15 protein-coding genes are annotated in these 17,206 nt (G+C 67.9%); 12 read left to right on the top strand and 3 right to left on the bottom strand.

The features are described 5' to 3' along the window. Positions 1–46 precede the first annotated feature (46 nt). Entirely contained in the window at positions 47–979 is a 933-nt protein-coding gene (locus AMIS_RS11350; RefSeq protein WP_014442411.1) for an ATP-binding protein, read from the bottom strand. A gap of 436 nt (positions 980–1,415) precedes the next feature. Between AMIS_RS11350 and AMIS_RS11345 the strand changes: the two genes are divergently transcribed. The 9 genes from AMIS_RS11345 to AMIS_RS11305 all read left to right on the top strand — a co-directional run bounded on the left by AMIS_RS11345 (position 1,416) and on the right by AMIS_RS11305 (position 11,926). After that, the gene (locus AMIS_RS11345; protein WP_014442410.1) at positions 1,416–1,772 is read left to right on the top strand and encodes a GntR family transcriptional regulator; all 357 of its coding nucleotides are present in this window, start codon (positions 1,416–1,418) and stop codon (positions 1,770–1,772) included. After that, positions 1,769–2,809 (top strand): DUF1648 domain-containing protein, encoded by a 1,041-nt coding sequence (locus AMIS_RS40415; protein WP_014442409.1) that lies wholly within the window; start codon positions 1,769–1,771, stop codon positions 2,807–2,809. The genes AMIS_RS11345 and AMIS_RS40415 overlap by 4 nt, the downstream gene beginning before the upstream one ends. 189 nt (positions 2,810–2,998) lie before the next feature. Then, positions 2,999–3,982, top strand: coding sequence for a LacI family DNA-binding transcriptional regulator (locus AMIS_RS11335; protein WP_041829697.1), 984 nt, complete (start codon positions 2,999–3,001; stop codon positions 3,980–3,982). Between the two features lie 28 nt (positions 3,983–4,010). Next, the gene (locus AMIS_RS11330; RefSeq protein ID WP_014442407.1) at positions 4,011–5,213 is read left to right on the top strand and encodes an ABC transporter substrate-binding protein; all 1,203 of its coding nucleotides are present in this window, start codon (positions 4,011–4,013) and stop codon (positions 5,211–5,213) included. Then, a complete protein-coding gene (locus tag AMIS_RS11325; protein ID WP_014442406.1) occupies positions 5,210–6,247 on the top strand; it encodes an ABC transporter ATP-binding protein in 1,038 nt (345 codons plus the stop codon). The genes AMIS_RS11330 and AMIS_RS11325 overlap by 4 nt, the downstream gene beginning before the upstream one ends. After that, the gene (locus AMIS_RS11320) at positions 6,244–7,131 is read left to right on the top strand and encodes an ABC transporter permease (protein ID WP_014442405.1); all 888 of its coding nucleotides are present in this window, start codon (positions 6,244–6,246) and stop codon (positions 7,129–7,131) included. Before AMIS_RS11325 ends, AMIS_RS11320 begins: the two co-directional genes overlap by 4 nt. Next, entirely contained in the window at positions 7,128–7,961 is an 834-nt protein-coding gene (locus tag AMIS_RS11315) for an ABC transporter permease (RefSeq protein WP_014442404.1), read from the top strand. The genes AMIS_RS11320 and AMIS_RS11315 overlap by 4 nt, the downstream gene beginning before the upstream one ends. Next, on the top strand, positions 7,958–9,211 hold the full coding sequence (manD, locus tag AMIS_RS11310) for a D-mannonate dehydratase ManD (RefSeq protein ID WP_014442403.1): 1,254 nt from the start codon (positions 7,958–7,960) through the stop codon (positions 9,209–9,211). The genes AMIS_RS11315 and manD overlap by 4 nt, the downstream gene beginning before the upstream one ends. 24 nt (positions 9,212–9,235) lie before the next feature. Further along, positions 9,236–11,926, top strand: coding sequence for an NACHT domain-containing protein (locus AMIS_RS11305; protein ID WP_014442402.1), 2,691 nt, complete (start codon positions 9,236–9,238; stop codon positions 11,924–11,926). On the opposite strand, the gene AMIS_RS11300 is transcribed toward AMIS_RS11305, so the two are convergent. After that, positions 11,900–12,376 carry an ASCH domain-containing protein gene (locus AMIS_RS11300; protein ID WP_014442401.1) on the bottom strand — a complete coding sequence of 159 codons (477 nt, stop codon included), beginning with the start codon at positions 12,374–12,376 and terminating at the stop codon, positions 11,900–11,902. The two genes, AMIS_RS11305 and AMIS_RS11300, sit on opposite strands and share 27 nt — an antisense overlap. Before the next feature lie 102 nt (positions 12,377–12,478). Here AMIS_RS11300 and AMIS_RS11295 point away from each other — a divergent pair, with 102 nt between their 5' ends. Genes AMIS_RS11295 through AMIS_RS11285 form a run of 3 tightly spaced genes read left to right on the top strand, consistent with a single transcriptional unit; the run spans position 12,479 to position 15,772 of the window. After that, positions 12,479–13,879 (top strand): basic amino acid/polyamine antiporter, encoded by a 1,401-nt coding sequence (locus tag AMIS_RS11295; protein WP_014442400.1) that lies wholly within the window; start codon positions 12,479–12,481, stop codon positions 13,877–13,879. 13 nt (positions 13,880–13,892) lie between these two features. Continuing rightward, entirely contained in the window at positions 13,893–15,131 is a 1,239-nt protein-coding gene (arcA, locus tag AMIS_RS11290; RefSeq protein WP_014442399.1) for an arginine deiminase, read from the top strand. After that, complete coding sequence (locus tag AMIS_RS11285) at positions 15,131–15,772, top strand: MarC family protein (RefSeq protein ID WP_014442398.1); 642 nt, start codon at positions 15,131–15,133, stop codon at positions 15,770–15,772. The genes arcA and AMIS_RS11285 overlap by 1 nt, the downstream gene beginning before the upstream one ends. A gap of 628 nt (positions 15,773–16,400) precedes the next feature. Here AMIS_RS11285 and AMIS_RS11280 read toward each other — a convergent pair. Beyond that, a complete protein-coding gene (locus AMIS_RS11280) occupies positions 16,401–17,198 on the bottom strand; it encodes a phosphotransferase (RefSeq protein ID WP_014442397.1) in 798 nt (265 codons plus the stop codon). Positions 17,199–17,206 lie beyond the last annotated feature (8 nt).

The following is a 17,206-nucleotide window of genomic DNA, read 5'->3' as shown; positions in this document are numbered from 1 at the left end:
GCAGAACCCGCGCCACCCGCCAGACCGTCGTCACCCGATGATCGTGTCAAACCTCCGCCAGCTGCGTGCTGACGTCACCGTGGGCGGCGCGCACCCAGCCTTTCCGCGCCAGCCGCAGATGGAGGGTACGCATCAGAGCGTCCCGCCTCTCCCCCGGCATCTCCCGGCCTCCGGCATGCTCCGCGATCACCGCGAGCGGCGTCACGTCGTCGAGATCCTGGACCCGCGGCGGCACCCCGCGCTGACGTGCCCGCCGCAGACCCGCCTGAGTCGTCAGCACGGTGAGCGGCTCGCCGCCCAGCTCCCGCGTGAGGTACTCCCGATCCGTACCGTCGGCGACCTTGTTGCCGACCACGGCCAGCAGGTCGGCCACACCGGCGGCCGCGGCCAGCTCCCGGTAGCGCCGGGCCACCGACACCGACTCCGGGGTCGGCTCGGCCACCACCACGATCACGTCGAACTGGGCGTGCAGGGAGTTGGCGAAAGCATCCGTGCCGGCCACCATGTCGCACACCACCCAGTCGCCGGCGTCGAGGCTGAGGTGGGAGAGCAGGTTCTCCAGGATCGCCAGGTGCCCGTGATAGCAGCCGGAGCCGATGTCCTGCGGCTCATAGGTGCCGACGTGCAGGACGTGCGTGCCGTCGTCGAGCCGGGTGGCGTGCCCGGCCAGGACAGGGTCGGCGGCGTCGAGCGTGACCAGGTTCGATCCTGGGCCGGGCGGGGTGGTGGCGACGAAGTGCTCGACGCCGTCCACGCGCGGGTTGTCGCCGAGCAGGTGGGTGCGGACGCGGCGCACGTTGTCCGGGTGCGACAGCGCGGCGCCGGCCGTTGTCGTGACCCCGAGCAGCGCGGCCAGATGAACGTTGACGTCGGCGTCGACCGCCAGGACGCGGTGCCCGGAGGCCCGCAGGTATCCGACGAAGAGGGCGGCGAGGGTGCTCTTGCCGCTGCCACCCTTCCCAGTGAATGCGATTTTCATTTCCAACAGGGTACGGGCGGGAGCGTCCCGCGCAATGACCGCCACCCCCGGGTCCCCCATCCGGGCGCCCGCCAGCCCGCTCCCGCGCACCGCCCGTGCGCCCGCCGTGCGCCCGCCCGTGCGCTCACCCACTCGCCTGCCCGCTCGCCCGTCAGCCATCCCGCCCGAGCCGTAGCTCAAGCCGGTGATCAAGCCGCTTGACCTGCGACGGCTACGGCTCGCATCGCCTGAGCGCGATCCGTAGCCGTCGGGCCGCCTTCCGAGCGAGACAGCAGCACACCGAAGCGGGTGCCGACCCGGACGAGGCCACACCGAAGCGACTCGCGTGCTCCCATCCCCGCCCAAGCAGGGACGAGAGCACACGATGGCGTTGCGTGTGCCCTTACCCCGGCTGACGACCCTGCCGTGAAGCTAGTTGTTATAGTAGAATGCAAACATGTTGTTCCGCGTAGACGTAGCGGCCAGTGAACCGCTTGCTGATCAGATCGCTGCTCAGGTGCGTGGCGGGATCATGCGCGGTGAGCTGAGCGCCGGGGAGCGCCTGCCCGCCGCCCGGGAGTTGGCCGAGGTTCTCGACGTCAATCTGCACACGGTGCTGAGGGCGTATGGGCAGTTGCGCGACGAGGAGCTGATCGAGCTGCGCCGGGGCCGCGGGGCGGTCGTGCGCGGGGACGCGGACGGCGCCCGGTTGCGGCTGGCCGAGCTGGCCCGGCAGTTCGTGCGGGAGGCGCGGCGGCAGGGGCTCGGCGAGACGGAGATGGTGGAGATAGTGGCGAAGGAGGCGCGACCGTGAGAAGACTGCAGGCTGCTGCGGCGGTGATCTGGCTGCCGGTGGTGGTGACGGCCGTGACCGGGATCTGGCGGGACGAACTGCCAGCCCGGATCGCCACCCATTGGAGCGGCTCGGGCCCGGCAGACGGGTTCAGCTCGACGACCGGATTCTGGACGACGATGCTGATCATCGGCGTCCTGGCCGGCGTGGCCGGTCTGATCGCCGCCGCCATGGCCGCGACGGCAACCCGCCACGCAAGCCAGCCGGCACAGGGCGGCGACCCGGCGCAGAACGCGGGCTCGGGCGGCAACCCGGGGTCGGCGGGCGTCGCGGGACAGGACGGGGATCCGGCGCGGGATGTGCGGCGGATTGCGGTCGGGCGCGGGCTGCTGGTCGGTGCCGGCGCGGTTGCCGGTGGGTCGGCCGGAGTCTGGGTGTCCACCGCCACCGCGACTCTCGCTGATCCGGTCGACCCGCGGCTGGGCTGGCGATTCGCCTACCTGTTCCTCGGTATGGCGTGGGCCCTCGTCGTGTGGCTGATCCTGGGGAAGGCGCCGCGGATCGACGTGCCCGCCGAGCCGCCGGTTGACGCGCTGCTGCTGGCGCCGACCGAGCGGGCCGCGTTCAGCACCACGCTGCGATCGCCGTTGCTGATCGGTTCGACGCTGCTGGCCGCCGCCGCGCTCACCGCCGGTGCGGTGCTCGGCGCGCCCGGGCTGTGGTTCGTGGTGCCGGTGCCGCTGGTGCTGGCGTTCGCGCTCGGCCGGGTGCGGGTCACCGCGGACCGGCGTGGGCTGCGCGTGGTCACCGGCGTCGGGGTGACGGTCAAGCATGTCGCGCTGGCGGACATCGTCAGCGCGGAGGCCGCCGAGATCAACCCGATGGAGTGGGGCGGCTGGGGGTACCGGGTGATGCCGGGTCGCAGCGCACTGGTCCTGCGCGGCGGGCCCGGGCTGGTGGTGAACCTGCACGACGGCCGCCGGTTCGCGGTGACACTCGACGACCCCCGCACACCGGCCGCCCTGCTGAACGGCCTGCACGCGAAAGCCGCCGACTGACCGACTCGCACGACAGACGCCCGCAACTGACCGGCCCGCCAGCGCACGCTGCGGGCCGGTTCTCGCAGGCGGAAACAGCTGACCGAGCGGCAAACACAGCGCCAACTGAAGCCGCCTTGACAACATCCTGAAAACGATTCCAGACTGGCCCAACCGATCGATCGTCATCGAATGATCAGGGGGTCAGCCATGGCGGCGACCATCAAGGACGTGGCCCGGCTCGCCGGCGTCTCGCAGTCCTCGGTCTGCCGGGCGCTGGCCAAACCCGAGCAGGTCCGCCCGGAGACACGGGAGCGGGTCGAACGCGCCGCCCGAGATCTCGGCTACTACCCGAACCGGGCGGCCCGCGGCCTGATCACCGGGCGGACCGCCAACATCGGCGTCGTCCTGCCGGACCTGGCTAACCCGTTCTTCCCCAGCGTGGTGAAGGCGATCCAGACCCAGGCCCGGCTCTTCGACTATGCCGTCTTCCTGAGCGACACCGACGAGGACCCGGCCGTCGAGACGTCCCTGATCAGGGCGCTCGCCAAGCAGGTCGACGGCTTTCTGCTCTGCTCGCCGCGGGCCGGCGACGAGGAACTGCGGGCCTGCGACCGGGAGTTGCAGACCCCGATCGTCGTGCTGAACCGGCGGGTCAGCCCGTTCCCGTCGGTCACCGCGGACAGCGCCGACGGGATGCGCCAGGCGGTCGGTCACCTGCACGCCCTGGGACACCGCCGGATCGCGTACGTGGCCGGCCCCCGCACGTCCTGGTCTAACCGTGACCGCCTGCGCGGCCTGCGATCAGCCACCTCCTCGTACGACATGGACCTGATCGAGGCCGGGAACGTCGCGCCCACGGTCGACGGCGGCGCGGCCGTCGCCGACTTGGTCGCCGCGTCGCCGGCCACCGCCGTGATCGCCTACAACGACCTGGTTGCGCTCGGGCTGCTCAACCGGTTCCGGGCCCGGGAGATCGCGGTCCCCGGGCGGATCAGCGTCGTGGGCTTCGACGACATCCTGCTGGCCGGGCTGGTCACCCCGGCGCTGACCACCGTGGCGATCGCCAAGGAGCAGATCGGCCGGGCCGGTGTCGAGCTGCTGCTGGATCTGCTGGGTGGCCGCAGCCCTGTCAACAAGAGAACCCCGACTCAGCTCATCGTGCGGGCGTCCACCGGACCCGTACCCCAATAAGGGTTTTGAAGCGATCAAAGGAGACGTCGTGAAAGGGAAGGTCACTCTCAGTATTGCCGCTCTCACGCTCGCTCTGACGGCCTGCAGCCCGCCCGAGTCCGGCGGGGGCGCCACCGGCACCGACGGACCCGTGCCCGAGAAGCCCGGCAAGGCGGTGACCCTGAACGTCCTGGACGTAGCCGGGAACCTGCAGCTGACGCAGGGCATGATCGACGAATTTGTATCCAAGAACGGCGATGTGATCGAGAAGGTCACGTACACCAAGGCGACCGCGCCCGAGCTGGTCGGCAAGATCAAGGCACAGCAGGACGCGAACCGGGTCGACATCGATCTGGTGCTGACCGGCGTCGACGGCCTCGCGGCCGGAATCGATCAGGGCTTGTGGCTGCCTCTGCTGCCCACCCACGCGAACCGGCTGACCGGCATGGCCGCCTATCTGCCCGGCGCCGAGGCGATGCAGAAGCTGGCCGGCGACAACGGCGTCACCATCACCTACTACCCGTCCGGGCCGCTGATCGAATATCTGCCGAAGAACGTGCCGAACCCGCCGAAGACAGCGCAGGAGCTGCTCGATTACGCGAAGGCGAATCCGGGCGCGGTGCAATACGCCCGCCCGTCGAACTCCGGTCCGGGCCGCACGTTCCTGATGGGCCTGCCCTATCTGCTGGGGGACAGCGACCCGAAGGATCCGGAGAACGGCTGGGACAAGACCTGGCAGTTCCTCAAGGAGCTTGACGCACAGATCACGCTCTATCCGTCGAGCACCAGCGAGACGATGAAGAACCTGGCCAACGGCTCCGCGAAAATCATCCTGACGACGACCGGCTGGGACATCAATCCGCGGGTGCTCGGCACCGTGCCCAAGGAAGCCAAGATCGGCACGCTGGAGGGCTTCCACTGGGTGACCGACGCGCACTACGCGGTCGTGCCGAAGGGCGTCTCCACCGACAAGCAGGCCGCCGTGCTGTCGCTGCTGACCTCGATGCTCACCCCGGAACAGCAGGCCAAGGCGTATGACAAGGGATACTTCTTCCCCGGCCCGGCGATCAAGGACGTGCCGCTGACGATGGCGCCGCAGGATAGCCAGCAGGCGATCAACGAGTACGGCCGGCCGGAGTACGCCGACCTGATCGCGAACAATCCGCTGGAAGTGCCGCTGGACGCGAAGGCGCTGGTCGCGGCGTTCGACAGGTGGGACCGGGAGGTCGGCGGCTCGAAGGTGAAGAAGTGACCCGCTTCGATCGGCTGCGGCTCGACGGCGTGACCCGGCGGTTCGGCGACGCGGACGCGCTCAGCGACCTGACCTTGGAGATCCAGCGGGGCGAGTTCATCGCCCTGCTGGGCCCTTCCGGCTGCGGCAAATCGACGGCCCTGAATTGTCTGGCCGGATTGCTGCCGCTGACGGCCGGCAGCATCTGGCGCGACGAGATCCGGCTCGACACGCTGCCACCGGAACGCCGCGGATTCGGGATGGTCTTCCAGAACTACGCGCTGTTCCCGCACATGTCCGTACAGAAAAATGTGTCCTTCGGTCTGCAGATGCACGGGGTGAATCGCACCGAGGCACGCCGCCGGACCACCGACGCGATCCGCCTGGTGCATCTGGAGGAACACGCGACGAAACTGCCCGGCCAGCTCTCCGGCGGCCAGCAGCAACGCGTCGCGATCGCCCGCGCCGTCGTGATCGAGCCGTCGCTGGTGCTGATGGACGAGCCACTCTCCAATCTGGACGCCAAACTGCGCCTGGAAATGCGCACCGAGATCCGCCGGCTGCACCAATCACTCGGCCTCACCACGGTTTACGTCACGCACGATCAGGAGGAGGCGCTGTCCCTTTCTGATCGCCTGGTCGTGCTCCGTGACGGCCGCGTGCAGCAGATCGGCACGCCGGAGGAAGTGCACACGCGCCCCGCGAACCGGCACGTCGCCGACTTCATGGGCTACCGCAACCTCCTGCCTGGGTCATTCGCCTCCGGCAAGATCAACATCCTGGGGGTACGGGTGACCGGCACGCCCGTGGGACACCTGCCGGACGGCACCCCCGCCGTGGCGGCCATCCGTCCCGAGGACGTCAGCCTCGACGGTGACCTGGAGGCCACCGTCGACGTGGTCGAATACCAGGGCCGCGAGTTCACCGTCGAGGCGCGCACCGCCGACGGACTCGTGCTGCACCTGCGCACCGGGCGGCGGCTCGCCGTCGGGGACCCCGTGAAGATCGGCTTCCCGGCGGACCGTCTGCTGATCTTCCCCGGGGGACCGTCGTGACCGCCGCGACGGTAGCCGTCCGGCACCGGCTCGCCGACCGCGGCGTCGACCGGCAGATGCTGCTGCTCGTGCCGGCCACGGTGTTCGTGGTGGCGCTGTTCATCTATCCGTTCGCGTACGGCATAGCGGTGTCCCTGCAACCCGCAGAGGGCGGCGTGCTCGCCGCCTACCAGGCATTCTTCGCCGACGCGTACCAGCGCGACACGATCGTCACGACGCTGATGATCGCGCTGCCGGCCGCGGTGCTCAACGTCGCCGCGTCGGTGCCGATCGCCTACCGGATGCGCGGACGATTCCGCGGCAAACGGGTGGTCACCACGATCCTGGTCGTGCCGATCACGCTGGGGACCGTTCTGACCGCGGAGGGCCTGCTCAACTTCCTCGGGCCGGCCGGATGGCTGAACCGGTTCCTGATGACGACCGGGCTGACCGACGCGCCGGTGCGGCTCACCAACAATTACTGGGGCGTGTTCCTCTCGCTGGTCATCACGGGATTCCCGTTCGCGTTTCTGCTGGTCCTGTCGTACCTGTCGGGAATTGACCCTTCGCTCGAGCGAGCCGCCGCGACACTCGGCGCCGGCTGGCGCCAGCGGTTCTTCCGGATCACGCTGCCCCTGCTCGCGCCAGGGCTGGCGACGACGTTCTGCCTGACGTTCGTGCTCGCGTTCAGCGTGTTCCCGTCGGCGATCCTGGTCGGCGACCCGACCGGCAGCACGCGGGTCATCTCGATCGCGGCGTACGAGGCGGCGTACGTCCGATACGACTACGCCGGGGCGTCGGCCGCCGCGATCATCATGGGCGCCGTCGAGCTCGCCGTGATCGCCGTCGTGCTGGGGTTGCGGGGACTGCTCTACACCGGTTCGACGGCAGGAGGAAAGGGATGAAGCGTTCCATCGTGGCCTCCCCCGCCGCCTGGCTGGTCTGGGGCGCCGTGATCATCTTCTTCATCGGGCTGGCCGGCGTGATCGGATCCGTGGTGGTCAACTCGTTCGGGGTGCGCTGGTTCGACTCGTGGCTGCCCGAGGAGTACACCACCGGCTGGTACGGCCAGGCGTGGGACGAGTTCACCCTGTTGCCGGTACTGACCGTCACGTTGATCGTCTGCCTGCTGGTGGCCGGCATCTCGGTGCTGGTCGGGGTGCCCGCTGCCTATGTGCTGGCCCGGCGCTCGTTTCCGGGCAGCCGCGCGCTCTACCTGCTGTTCCTGTTGCCGATTCTGATGCCGCCCATCACGTACGGCATCCCGCTCGCGACGGTGCTGTACAAGTACGGGCTGGCCGGTCACCTGTCCGGCGTGGTGCTCGCCAATCTGGTGCCGTCGATCCCGTTCGTGATCCTCACGATGACGCCGTTCATCGAGCAGATCGACCCGGCGGTGGAGCGGGCCGCGCGGATGTGCGGCGCGCGTACCCGGCATGTGTTCACGCGGATCCTCGCTCCACTGTTGATTCCCGGGATTCTCGCGTCGTGCATTCTCGTGGTGGTTCGCACCGTCGGGATGTTCGAGTTGACGTTCTTGACGGCGGGACCGGACTCGCAGACGCTCGTCGTGGCGCTGTTCTACTCAATGTCGGCGGCGGGGATCCGGGCGCAGCAATCCGTTGACGCGATGGCAGTCATATACAGCCTGATGATGCTGACGTTGCTGGTGCTTGCCTTGCGCTTCGTCAACCCCACTCAACTCGTTGCACGCGTGAAAGAAGATCAATATTGACCACCATCAAGTCAACTCACATCAACACGAGCTCTCGTGGCGTCAACATTGTCAATGCACGCGTCATCGTCACCTGTCCCGGCCGCAACTTCGTCACGCTCAAGATTGAGACGGCCGACGGGTTGACGGGCGTCGGCGACGCCACGTTGAACGGACGTGAGCTGGCCGTCGCCGCCTATTTGACCGAACACGTCGTGCCCATGTTGATCGGTCGTGACGCCACCCGGATCGAGGACATCTGGCAATTCCTGTACAAGGGCGCCTACTGGCGTCGCGGCCCCGTCACGATGACCGCCATCGCGGCCGTCGACACCGCGTTGTGGGACATCAAAGGCAAGATCGCCGGGTTGCCCGTCTATCAACTGCTGGGCGGCCGATCCCGCGAAGGCGTGACCGTTTACGGCCATGCCAACGCGCCCGACGTGGAAAGCGTCCTCTCCGAGATCGCGTCGTACGTCGATCTCGGATATCGCGCCGTGCGCGTGCAGACCGGCATTCCCGGATTGGAGTCCACCTACGGCGTCGGCGGCGACAAGATGTTCTACGAGCCGGCCGACGCCGCGCTGCCGACCGAGAACATCTGGTCGACCGAGCACTACCTCACCCACGTACCCAAAATGTTTGCCGAGGTCCGAGCGGAATTCGGGCCGACGCTGCGCCTGCTGCACGACGTCCACCACCGCCTCACACCACTGGAGGCGGCGCGTCTCGGGCGCTCGCTGGAGCCCTACGCGCTGACCTGGATGGAAGACCCGGTACCGGCCGAGCTGCAGGAGGGCTTCCGCCTGATCCGCCAGCACACCACGACACCGATAGCGGTCGGCGAGGTCTTCAACTCGATCTGGGACTGTCAGGAACTGATCACATCCCAGCTGATCGACTACATCCGGACCACCGTCGTGCACGCCGGCGGCATCACCCACCTGCGCCGCATCTTCGACCTGGCCGCGCTCTACCACGTCCGCAGCGGCTCCCACGGCGCGACGGACCTCTCCCCCGTCTGCATGGCGGCGGCCCTGCACGTGGACATCGCGATCCCCAACTTCGGCCTGCAGGAGTACATGCGCCACACCCCGGAGACCGACGAGGTGTTCCCGCACGGGTATTGGTTCGAGGGCGGCTACCTGCACCCGTCCGAGGAGCCGGGCCTGGGCGTCGACATCGACGAGGAGAAGGCGGCGCGGTATCCGTACCGGCCGGCGTCGCTGCCGGTCAACCGCCTCCAGGACGGAACGATGCACAGCTGGTAGCACCCACATGGGACACTCCAGGTCATGGCGGCGACAGGGTTGGAGCCCGGCGTCATCCGGGCAGTGTCCAAGGCCGGCCAGTCCGCATTCGGCTGGGCGACGGAGAAAAGACGCAAGAAGCGGGTACGCGCCTCGAGTCTCGCCCTGACGAACGCCGCCGTCGCCAACGACGTGCTCGCCGAGCTCGACGATGAGCAAACGGCCGAGCTGGCCCGGTTCCTCGACAGCCCCGACTTCGAGGAGATCGCACTACAGGTGGTACTGGCCCGGCTGCTCGACGATGTGAAAGCCGACGAGACGCGGGCCGCGGTACGCGAACAGATCTTGAGCAGTCTCAAACACCTGCTTCGACCTGAACCGCACCAGGGCACCGCCCAGGCCGACGTGCTCTTCGACGCGTTGCTGGCCGCCGCCGAGCAGCTCCCGCCGGCTCAGGTGGAGAGTGGCCGTAAAGGCGACGCCATCACCGCGGCCACGCTGGCGCACCTCACCGCCTCGGCAGTAGCCGGTTCACGGTTGCTGCAGACGCTCCCCGGCCTCGTCGAAGCCCGGGCCATGGCGACGAACCTCCGGCGACAGGTCGCTGCCATGCACAACGGCATGTACCTGCCGCACATCGGCGTCAATCGCAAGGTGCCGTACGCGGATCTCTATGTCCCGGCGCCGATGATCCCAGCGGGGGCGGAGGGGATCGACTCCAGGAACAAATACCTGGAACCGGATACCCTGCTGCGTCCGTCGCGGCGCTTCGTCGTCCTCGGCTCCCCCGGCGCGGGCAAGTCGACGTTGCTTTCCAAAGTCGCACATGACGTGGCCACCGATCAGGTCGGCGACTTCGCCGGCAAGGTCCCGCTGCTGCTGACACTCCGGCACTTCGAGGGAGCGTTTCGTGCCGGCAACAAAACGCTTGTCGACTACCTGGAGGCGATCTGCCGGGATCCTTACAACGTCGAGCCCTCACCGCGCGCGCTGGAATACCTGCTTCGGAGTGGACGAGCGCTGGTTCTCCTGGACGGGCTGGACGAGCTGGTCGATCAAGCTCTGCGTACGCGAGTGGTCCGGCTGGTCGAGGGGTTCGCCCATCAGTTCCCGCTCACACCGATCATCGTGACCGCACGAGTCGTCGGTTACGAGACCGCACCTCTCGACGCGGCCCTCTTCGATACCGTCTCGCTGACCGAGTTCGGCATGTCGCAGGTCGAGGATTACGCGCGGCGCTGGTTCAAGCTCGACGAGGCGACGCCTGAGACACAGCGTGAGCCGCTGGCCGAGAGCTTTCTCGCGGAGAGCGGCAGTCATGCGAGCGAACTGCGCCGCAACCCTCTGCTGCTGGCACTGCTCTGCGCGATGTACTCCTCCGAGCACTACATTCCCCGCAATGTCTCGCAGGTCTACGAACGATGCGCGGTCATGCTCTTCGAACGATGGGACTCGATGCGGGGAATCAGGATGCCCCTCCAGTTCCGAGGTCGTGTCAGAAGCGCCGTTCAATATCTCGCCTGGCTTCAGCTGAACAACTCCAACGAGACAGCGCTCCCGGAGTCCCGGATCGTTCAGGAGCTGACCGAGTACCTGGAACGCAAGAATCTCGATCCGGACGACGCACGTGCCACCGCCCAGAATTTCCTGGACTTCTGCACCGACCGATCCTGGATCCTCACCGATGTGGGCAGCGACACCTACGGATTCACTCATCGCACGTTCATGGAGTACTTCGCCGCGGAGCACATCGTGCGGGCACACCGAAGTTCGGCAGAGATCTGGAAGATCCTCGCGCCGAAGATCACGGAAGGCGCGTGGGACGTTGTCGGTCAGGTCGCCGTTCAACTGTATGACCGCAATGTCGAGGACGGCGCGGACGAGATGTTACGCCTGATCCTCGATGACCCGGACAACGACAACGTGGACTCCCGGAGCCAGCTTCTCGCTTTCGCCGCCCGCACGCTGAATCACGTGACCCCGACACCACCCACCGCGAGCGCCATCGGCGCCAAGGCCATGAGCGCTTATCTGGCCCGACCGCGGTCGGAGAGGGAGAGCCTCCTGCCGCCGCCGGGACTCTGGGACTCGTCGCGCTGGGACCTCCCGCTTCAGGAGTCCATGAATGTCGGGCTGCAGGAGAACGTCGCGCCGGTAGCGGCAGGCATCGCCCCGCTGGCCCAGGCTGCGATCGATGCGGGAAACCGGGCCGTCTGCTACCTGGTGGACGACTGGAGTTCCCAGGGACAGAGACCGGTCGAACTGGCGGTCACGGCGGCAGTTCGGCTGGAGTTCCCGCACGAATTCTCCGCCAGTGACTACTTCCGCTTCGTCAACCACCGCCCGCTCGCTCTGGTGGGCCCCATGATTGCTGCACCGCTGGCGCCCCACGACCAGCGCATTCGCGATCTCATCGCGGTCGAGCCGCCGTGGTTCGATGCCCAGGAGTGGAACCAGGCGCTCCAGTCCGCCTACGACCAGCGGAATTTCATGGAGCTCCTGCAATCCCGGCTGGCCGACGAGAACCACTACACAGCGGTGCTGCTGTTGCCTTACCTCGAGTCGTTCGCCGAGAAAGGTCACCCGCCTCTGGACGGCGGCACCAATTTCATCGCCAGCCTGATATCGGCGCGGCGCGGGCGGAGGGTTCCCAAGTTCGGTCAGACGCCGGCAACCGACACGGTGGCCGTATTCCTCACGCGGTGGGCGCTAGGGGAGTTCAGCGTGATCGGCTAGCTCCGGCGGGTGGACCACCGCGAAGCGCTCGAAGAGGACCTCCTCGGTGTCCTCGTCGAACGTCACCCCGGCGGCCTCGCAGACGCGGCCGAAATAAGCGCGGTGGGCGTCGAGCCACCCATCCCGGGTACGGTCGTTCTCGCCCTCCGCGTACGCGAAGTCCTCCGTAACGCTGTTGAACGGACCGAGCCGCAGCTCGACCGTGCGCAGGATGACCCGGGGCTGCCCGGTGCCGTCGCAGACGATCCAGTGGATGCCGATCCGGGGCATCGGCTCCTCCGCGAACTGGCGCACCAGCGACGCCGTGGCCCGCTTACGGCCGTCGGTCACCAGGGCGAGCAGGGCGTCCGCCAGCGTCGCCGAGTCGCCGAAGCGTTCGACCGTGTATTCGCCGGTCAGGCCGGACGCCGTCCAGAAGCGGGCGGCGGCGGAGGTGTCCATCGGGCGCATGCGGGCGATCTTGCCAGCCGGGCGACGGGCGGCGCGACTCATATGTGAGTCATCCGGAAAGGATGAACCGCCGTCGATGAACCAGCTCTAGCGTCCAGTTCTGTGACAGCGACCGAGACGACGACCACTCAGAAGCTCACTTTGCTGACGATGACCTCGATGGTCGTCGGCGGCATGGTGGGTGCCGGTGTGTTCTCGCTGCCACGCCGGTTCGCCGAGGAGACAGGCGTCATCGGGGCGCTGATCGCGTGGACGATCGCGGGCGCCGGCATGCTGATGCTCGCGTTCGTGTTCCAGACCCTCGCGCTACGGAAGCCGGATCTCGACGCGGGTGTCTACGCGTACGCGAAAGCGGGTTTCGGCGAATATCTGGGGTTCTTCTCGGCGTTCGGCTACTGGGCCAGCGCCTGCGTCGGCAACGTCACCTACTGGGTGCTGATCATGTCGACGCTGGGCGCCGTGGTCCCGGCGTTCGGCGACGGGGACACACTGCTCGCGGTGCTGTGCTCGACGGCCGGGATCTGGCTCTTCTTCACGCTGGTGCAGCGTGGCGTCAGGGACGCGGCGGTACTGAATCGGATCGTGACGATCGCCAAGGTCGTACCCATCATCGTGTTTGTTCTTCTGGCCCTTTTTGCTCTTGATCCGGCGGTGTTCGCGGACAACCTGCGCGGCGGCATCGGGTACGGATCCCTGTTCGAGCAGGTCAAGGGCACGATGCTGGTGACCGTTTTCGTGTTCCTCGGTGTCGAGGGCGCGAGTGTCTACTCCCGGCACGCGGCACGGCGGCAGGATGTCGGCCGCGCCACGGTCCTCGGTTTCCTCAGTGTGTTCGCCGTCTTCGCGTCGGTGACCATCGTGTCGTACGGGATCCTCCCGGCCCGCGAGATCGCGCTGCTGCGCCAGCCGTCGATGGGCGGGGTTCTGGAGGCCGCCGTGGGCAGCGGGGGCATGGTGTTCGTCAGCGTCGGCCTGGTCGTCTCGGTGCTCGGCGCCTACCTGGCGTGGACGCTGATGGCCGCCGAGGTGCTGTACGTGGCGGCCAAGGACGACGATATGCCCCGGTTCCTGGGACGCACCCGGCGCGGCGACGTGCCGTTCAACGCCCTGCTGCTGACCAGCATCCTGGTCCAGGTCGTCCTGGTCGTCACGTATTTCAGCGAGGACGCGTTCAACTTCGCGCTGGACCTGACGAGCGCGCTGAGCCTGATCCCGTTCCTGCTGGCGGCCGGGTACGCGCTCCGGATCGCCGGGCGGGGACGGGAGAGGGTCGTCGCCCTGCTCGCCGTCGTCTACACGATCTTCCTGCTGGTCGCGGCCGGCCCGAAGTTCCTGCTCGTCTCGTTCATCGTCTACGCCCCGGCCACGCTGCTGTTCGTCAAGGCCCGCCGGGAGCAGGGCCGCCGGCTCTTCACCGGCCATGAGCTCGTCATCCTCGCCGTCTCCGTGGCCGGCGCCGTCGCCGGCATCACCGCGCTCGCCGCGGGCTGGATTTCCATCTGAGAGGGGCTCGTTCATGACCACCAACCTCGGCGTCCACTCCGAAGTCGGCCGGCTCCGCAAGGTCCTGGTCTGCTCCCCCGGTCTGGCGCACCGCCGGCTCACCCCCACCAACGCCGACGACCTGCTCTTCGACGACGTGATGTGGGTGGAGAACGCCCAGCGCGACCATCTCGACTTCGTCAACAAGCTGCGTGGCCGGGGCGTCGAGGTGGTGGAGCTGCACGAACTGCTCGCCGAGACCGTGACGATACCGGAGGCGCGGGCCTGGCTACTCGACCGCAAGATCGTCGCGAACGAGGTGGGTCTCGGGCTGGTCGCCGACACCCGGGCGTTCCTGGACGAGCTGGCGCCGCGGGACCTCGCCGAGTTCCTGATCGGCGGGCTCGCCACCAGCGACCTGCCGGCCGACTTCCGATCCGGGTACGTGGCGCTGGCCCGGGAGGCGACCGGCGCCCGCGAGTACCTGATGCCGCCACTGCCGAACACGCTCTACACCCGGGACACCACGTGCTGGCTCTACGGCGGGGTGACGCTCAACCCGCTCTACTGGCCGGCCCGGCACGACGAGACACTGCTGATGAAGGCGATCTACCAGTTCCACCCGGACTTCCGGGACGCCACGGTCTGGTGGGGCGACCCGGAGCAGGACTGGGGACTCGCGACGTTCGAGGGCGGCGACGTCATGCCGGTCGGCAACGGGGTCGTGCTGGTCGGCATGAGCGAGCGCACCTCACGGCAGGCGATCACGCAGGTCGCGGCGGCGCTGTTCGAGAAGGGCGCCGCCGAACGGGTGGTCGTCGCCGGGATGCCGAAACTACGCGCGGCGATGCACCTCGACACCGTCTTCACCTTCGCCGACCGGGACATCGTCACGCTCTATCCGAACATCATGGACGGCGTGCACACGTTCTCGCTCTACCCGGGCTCCGGCAAGGGCCCCGAGGTGGTCGACGAGGGCGGCCGCAAGTTCACCGAGGTCGTCGCCGAGTCGCTCGGGCTCAAGTCGCTGCGGGTCATCGAAACCGGCGGAGATGTGTACGCCTCCGAACGCCAGCAGTGGGACAGCGGCAACAACGCCGTGGCGGTCGAACCGGGTGTGGTCTTCACCTACGACCGGAACACCACCACGAACACGCTGCTGCGGCGCGCCGGCGTGGAGGTCATCACGATCGTCGGCGCGGAACTGGGCCGCGGCCGCGGCGGCGGGCACTGCATGACCTGCCCGCTGATCCGCGACGCCGTCGAATTCTGATGTCCTTCACGTACGAGGCGCTGGTCTTCTTCCTGGCCCTGTTCGCCCTCTACAGCCCGGTCGCGGCGCTCTCGTCCTACCTGCCGTACGTCCGCGGCCACACCCACGGTCAGCAACTGCGGCTGGCGCTGGGGCTGGCGCTCAACGCGTTCGGCTTCGTGCTGATCGCGGTCTGGGTGGGTGAGCCGCTGCTGGAGCTGCTGGGGATCAGCACGGCGGCGCTGACCGCGACAGGTGGCATCGCGCTGATCCTGGCGGCGGTGCCGCTGATGCGGGGGACCACTCCCCCGGCAGAACCGGCATCACCGGCCGGCGAGACGGAGGCTTCCACCCGGAAGAATCCGCTTTTCACCCCACTGACTTTTCCGCTCACCGTCGGCGGCACCACGTTCGCGTTCGGCGTCGCGGCCTCCGCGGACGCCGGTGACGTCCAGGGCCGGCTGTGGCTGACCGTGGCGGCCCTCGCCTACGGGATCGTGACCGGGGTGACGCTCTACCTCTCCGGGCACGTCGAGCGGCGGATCTCCCCGGAGACCGCGGCGATCCTGGACCGGGTGGCCGGCATCCTGCTGACCAGCATCGCGGTGATCCTGCTCGCGAACGGCTTCACCGACCTCGTGACGGCGCGACTGGGCATCTGAAGGTTAGGGGTTCGAGTCCCTTCCGGCGCACTTCTTGAAAATGCCGTGACCTGCGGAGACGTGGGTCACGGTATTCTTGTTTCCCATTCTGGGCCTGCGGAAATCCCGTTACCTGGGACGTGGTGATCCTGTGGTGATCGGTTGTTCTGGATTGGCCCGTCTGCCCTGGTGTTGACCAGGGCTTTTGCGTCCGGACGCATCTAGGGTCGCGTTGGCGTCCTGCCGGTCCCGCCGGAGTCATGCCGCATGGCTGGCGGTCGGGCAAGCCCGCTTGAGCTGTGGCGTTGCCTGGTGAGCCGGACCGTGAGGCGATCACCTTCGCCGGTGTGGCAAGCGGTCGATGCGCGTCCGATTCGGAGTTGCCGAATTCATTGAGCGGCGCCCTTACTCGGTGCCGGGTGAGCCGCGCTTCGGACGCTGATTCGCCCTGGATGCGGACGCTTCGCGGTGCACTACCAATCGCACTTGATCTATGTTGCGGTTCACGCGATGGTTCGTGCACCAGCCGGGGCTGAGCTGACCGGCTGGCACCGTGGCGAATGGGTCGTAGGCAGGCCTTCGCTATGGCAGCGCCGCCGGGCTCCTCGTTACGAGGAGTCCGGCGCGTGGCACCGCCCGGGAGTGAGTGTTAGTTGGTCGGGGCGGTGTTGCTGGTTCGGAGTCGATACGTGGACCACTTCGACGTCCAGGCCGCGAGGTCATGCATCCATGCTGCGGTTGATCCGGCCGACTTGGACGCCCACTTCTCCGCGTTCTTCGTCGCGAAGTAACCCAGGACCCCTGGATCCGCCGACTGCCATGCGGGATGGCGCGCCAGCCACTGTTCGGCCTGCTCCGGCGTGTGGCCGGCGCTGATCAGCCACGGCATGAGCATGGCCAGCTCAACCCACGGTGCCGCCTTGGCAGCCATCGCCCAGTCGACGATCTGCAGGCCATGCGGCGTGACGATCAGGTTGGCCGGGCAAAGGTCGGTGTGAACGAGCGTGTCGCCGTTCATCGTCGGGTGCTCGAACCCGAGACGCGCCTTCGGGCTGAACAACGGCACGTCGGGTGTCGGCGTCTCGCCGAGCACCGTCAGTGCCTGACCGAGAAGGTCGAGGTCGGGGCTTCCCGGTGAGAGATCGGCGTGCGGGCCTTCGCAGTGCTCGTAGCCCACCACCAGCCAGTCGGCAGCTTCGAAATGCCACAGGACTGCGGGCGAGAGAGGCCCGCTGATGGCCTCACTCACCCGCAGCTCGAAGCGCAGTGACCGGACACCGAAATCGGTGCTGGCTGCCTTGACGAACACCCGACCGTTGGTCCCGGTGACGGTTGCGGCTATCTCCGCGTGGTCTCCGGTGGTGGCGGGTGTGACGTGAGTTCCGCCGACGCGGTCGGCTATCTCTGTCTTAACGGCCTCGGGCAACGCGGTCCAGTCAATGCGCATCGATCAGG

Origin of the sequence: Actinoplanes missouriensis 431 (assembly GCF_000284295.1) — a bacterium.
In the GTDB taxonomy this organism is placed as follows: Bacteria; Actinomycetota; Actinomycetes; order Mycobacteriales; family Micromonosporaceae; genus Actinoplanes; species Actinoplanes missouriensis.
The sequence above is the reverse complement of the archived record's forward strand: the minus strand, read 5'-3'. Positions and strand labels throughout refer to the sequence as shown.

Bases quoted from the DNA above. Each gene is read 5' to 3' on its own strand.
- AMIS_RS11280 (WP_014442397.1), bottom strand. From the start codon at position 17,198: ATGCGCATTGACTGGACCGCGTTGCCCGAGGCCGTTAAGACAGAGATA.
- AMIS_RS11345 (WP_014442410.1), top strand. From the start codon at position 1,416: ATGTTGTTCCGCGTAGACGTAGCGGCCAGTGAACCGCTTGCTGATCAG.
- AMIS_RS11305 (WP_014442402.1), top strand. From the start codon at position 9,236: ATGGCGGCGACAGGGTTGGAGCCCGGCGTCATCCGGGCAGTGTCCAAG.
- AMIS_RS11300 (WP_014442401.1), bottom strand. From the start codon at position 12,376: ATGCGCCCGATGGACACCTCCGCCGCCGCCCGCTTCTGGACGGCGTCC.
- AMIS_RS11335 (WP_041829697.1), top strand. From the start codon at position 2,999: ATGGCGGCGACCATCAAGGACGTGGCCCGGCTCGCCGGCGTCTCGCAG.
- AMIS_RS11350 (WP_014442411.1), bottom strand. From the start codon at position 979: ATGAAAATCGCATTCACTGGGAAGGGTGGCAGCGGCAAGAGCACCCTC.
- AMIS_RS11315 (WP_014442404.1), top strand. From the start codon at position 7,128: ATGAAGCGTTCCATCGTGGCCTCCCCCGCCGCCTGGCTGGTCTGGGGC.
- arcA (WP_014442399.1), top strand. From the start codon at position 13,893: ATGACCACCAACCTCGGCGTCCACTCCGAAGTCGGCCGGCTCCGCAAG.
- AMIS_RS11285 (WP_014442398.1), top strand. From the start codon at position 15,131: ATGTCCTTCACGTACGAGGCGCTGGTCTTCTTCCTGGCCCTGTTCGCC.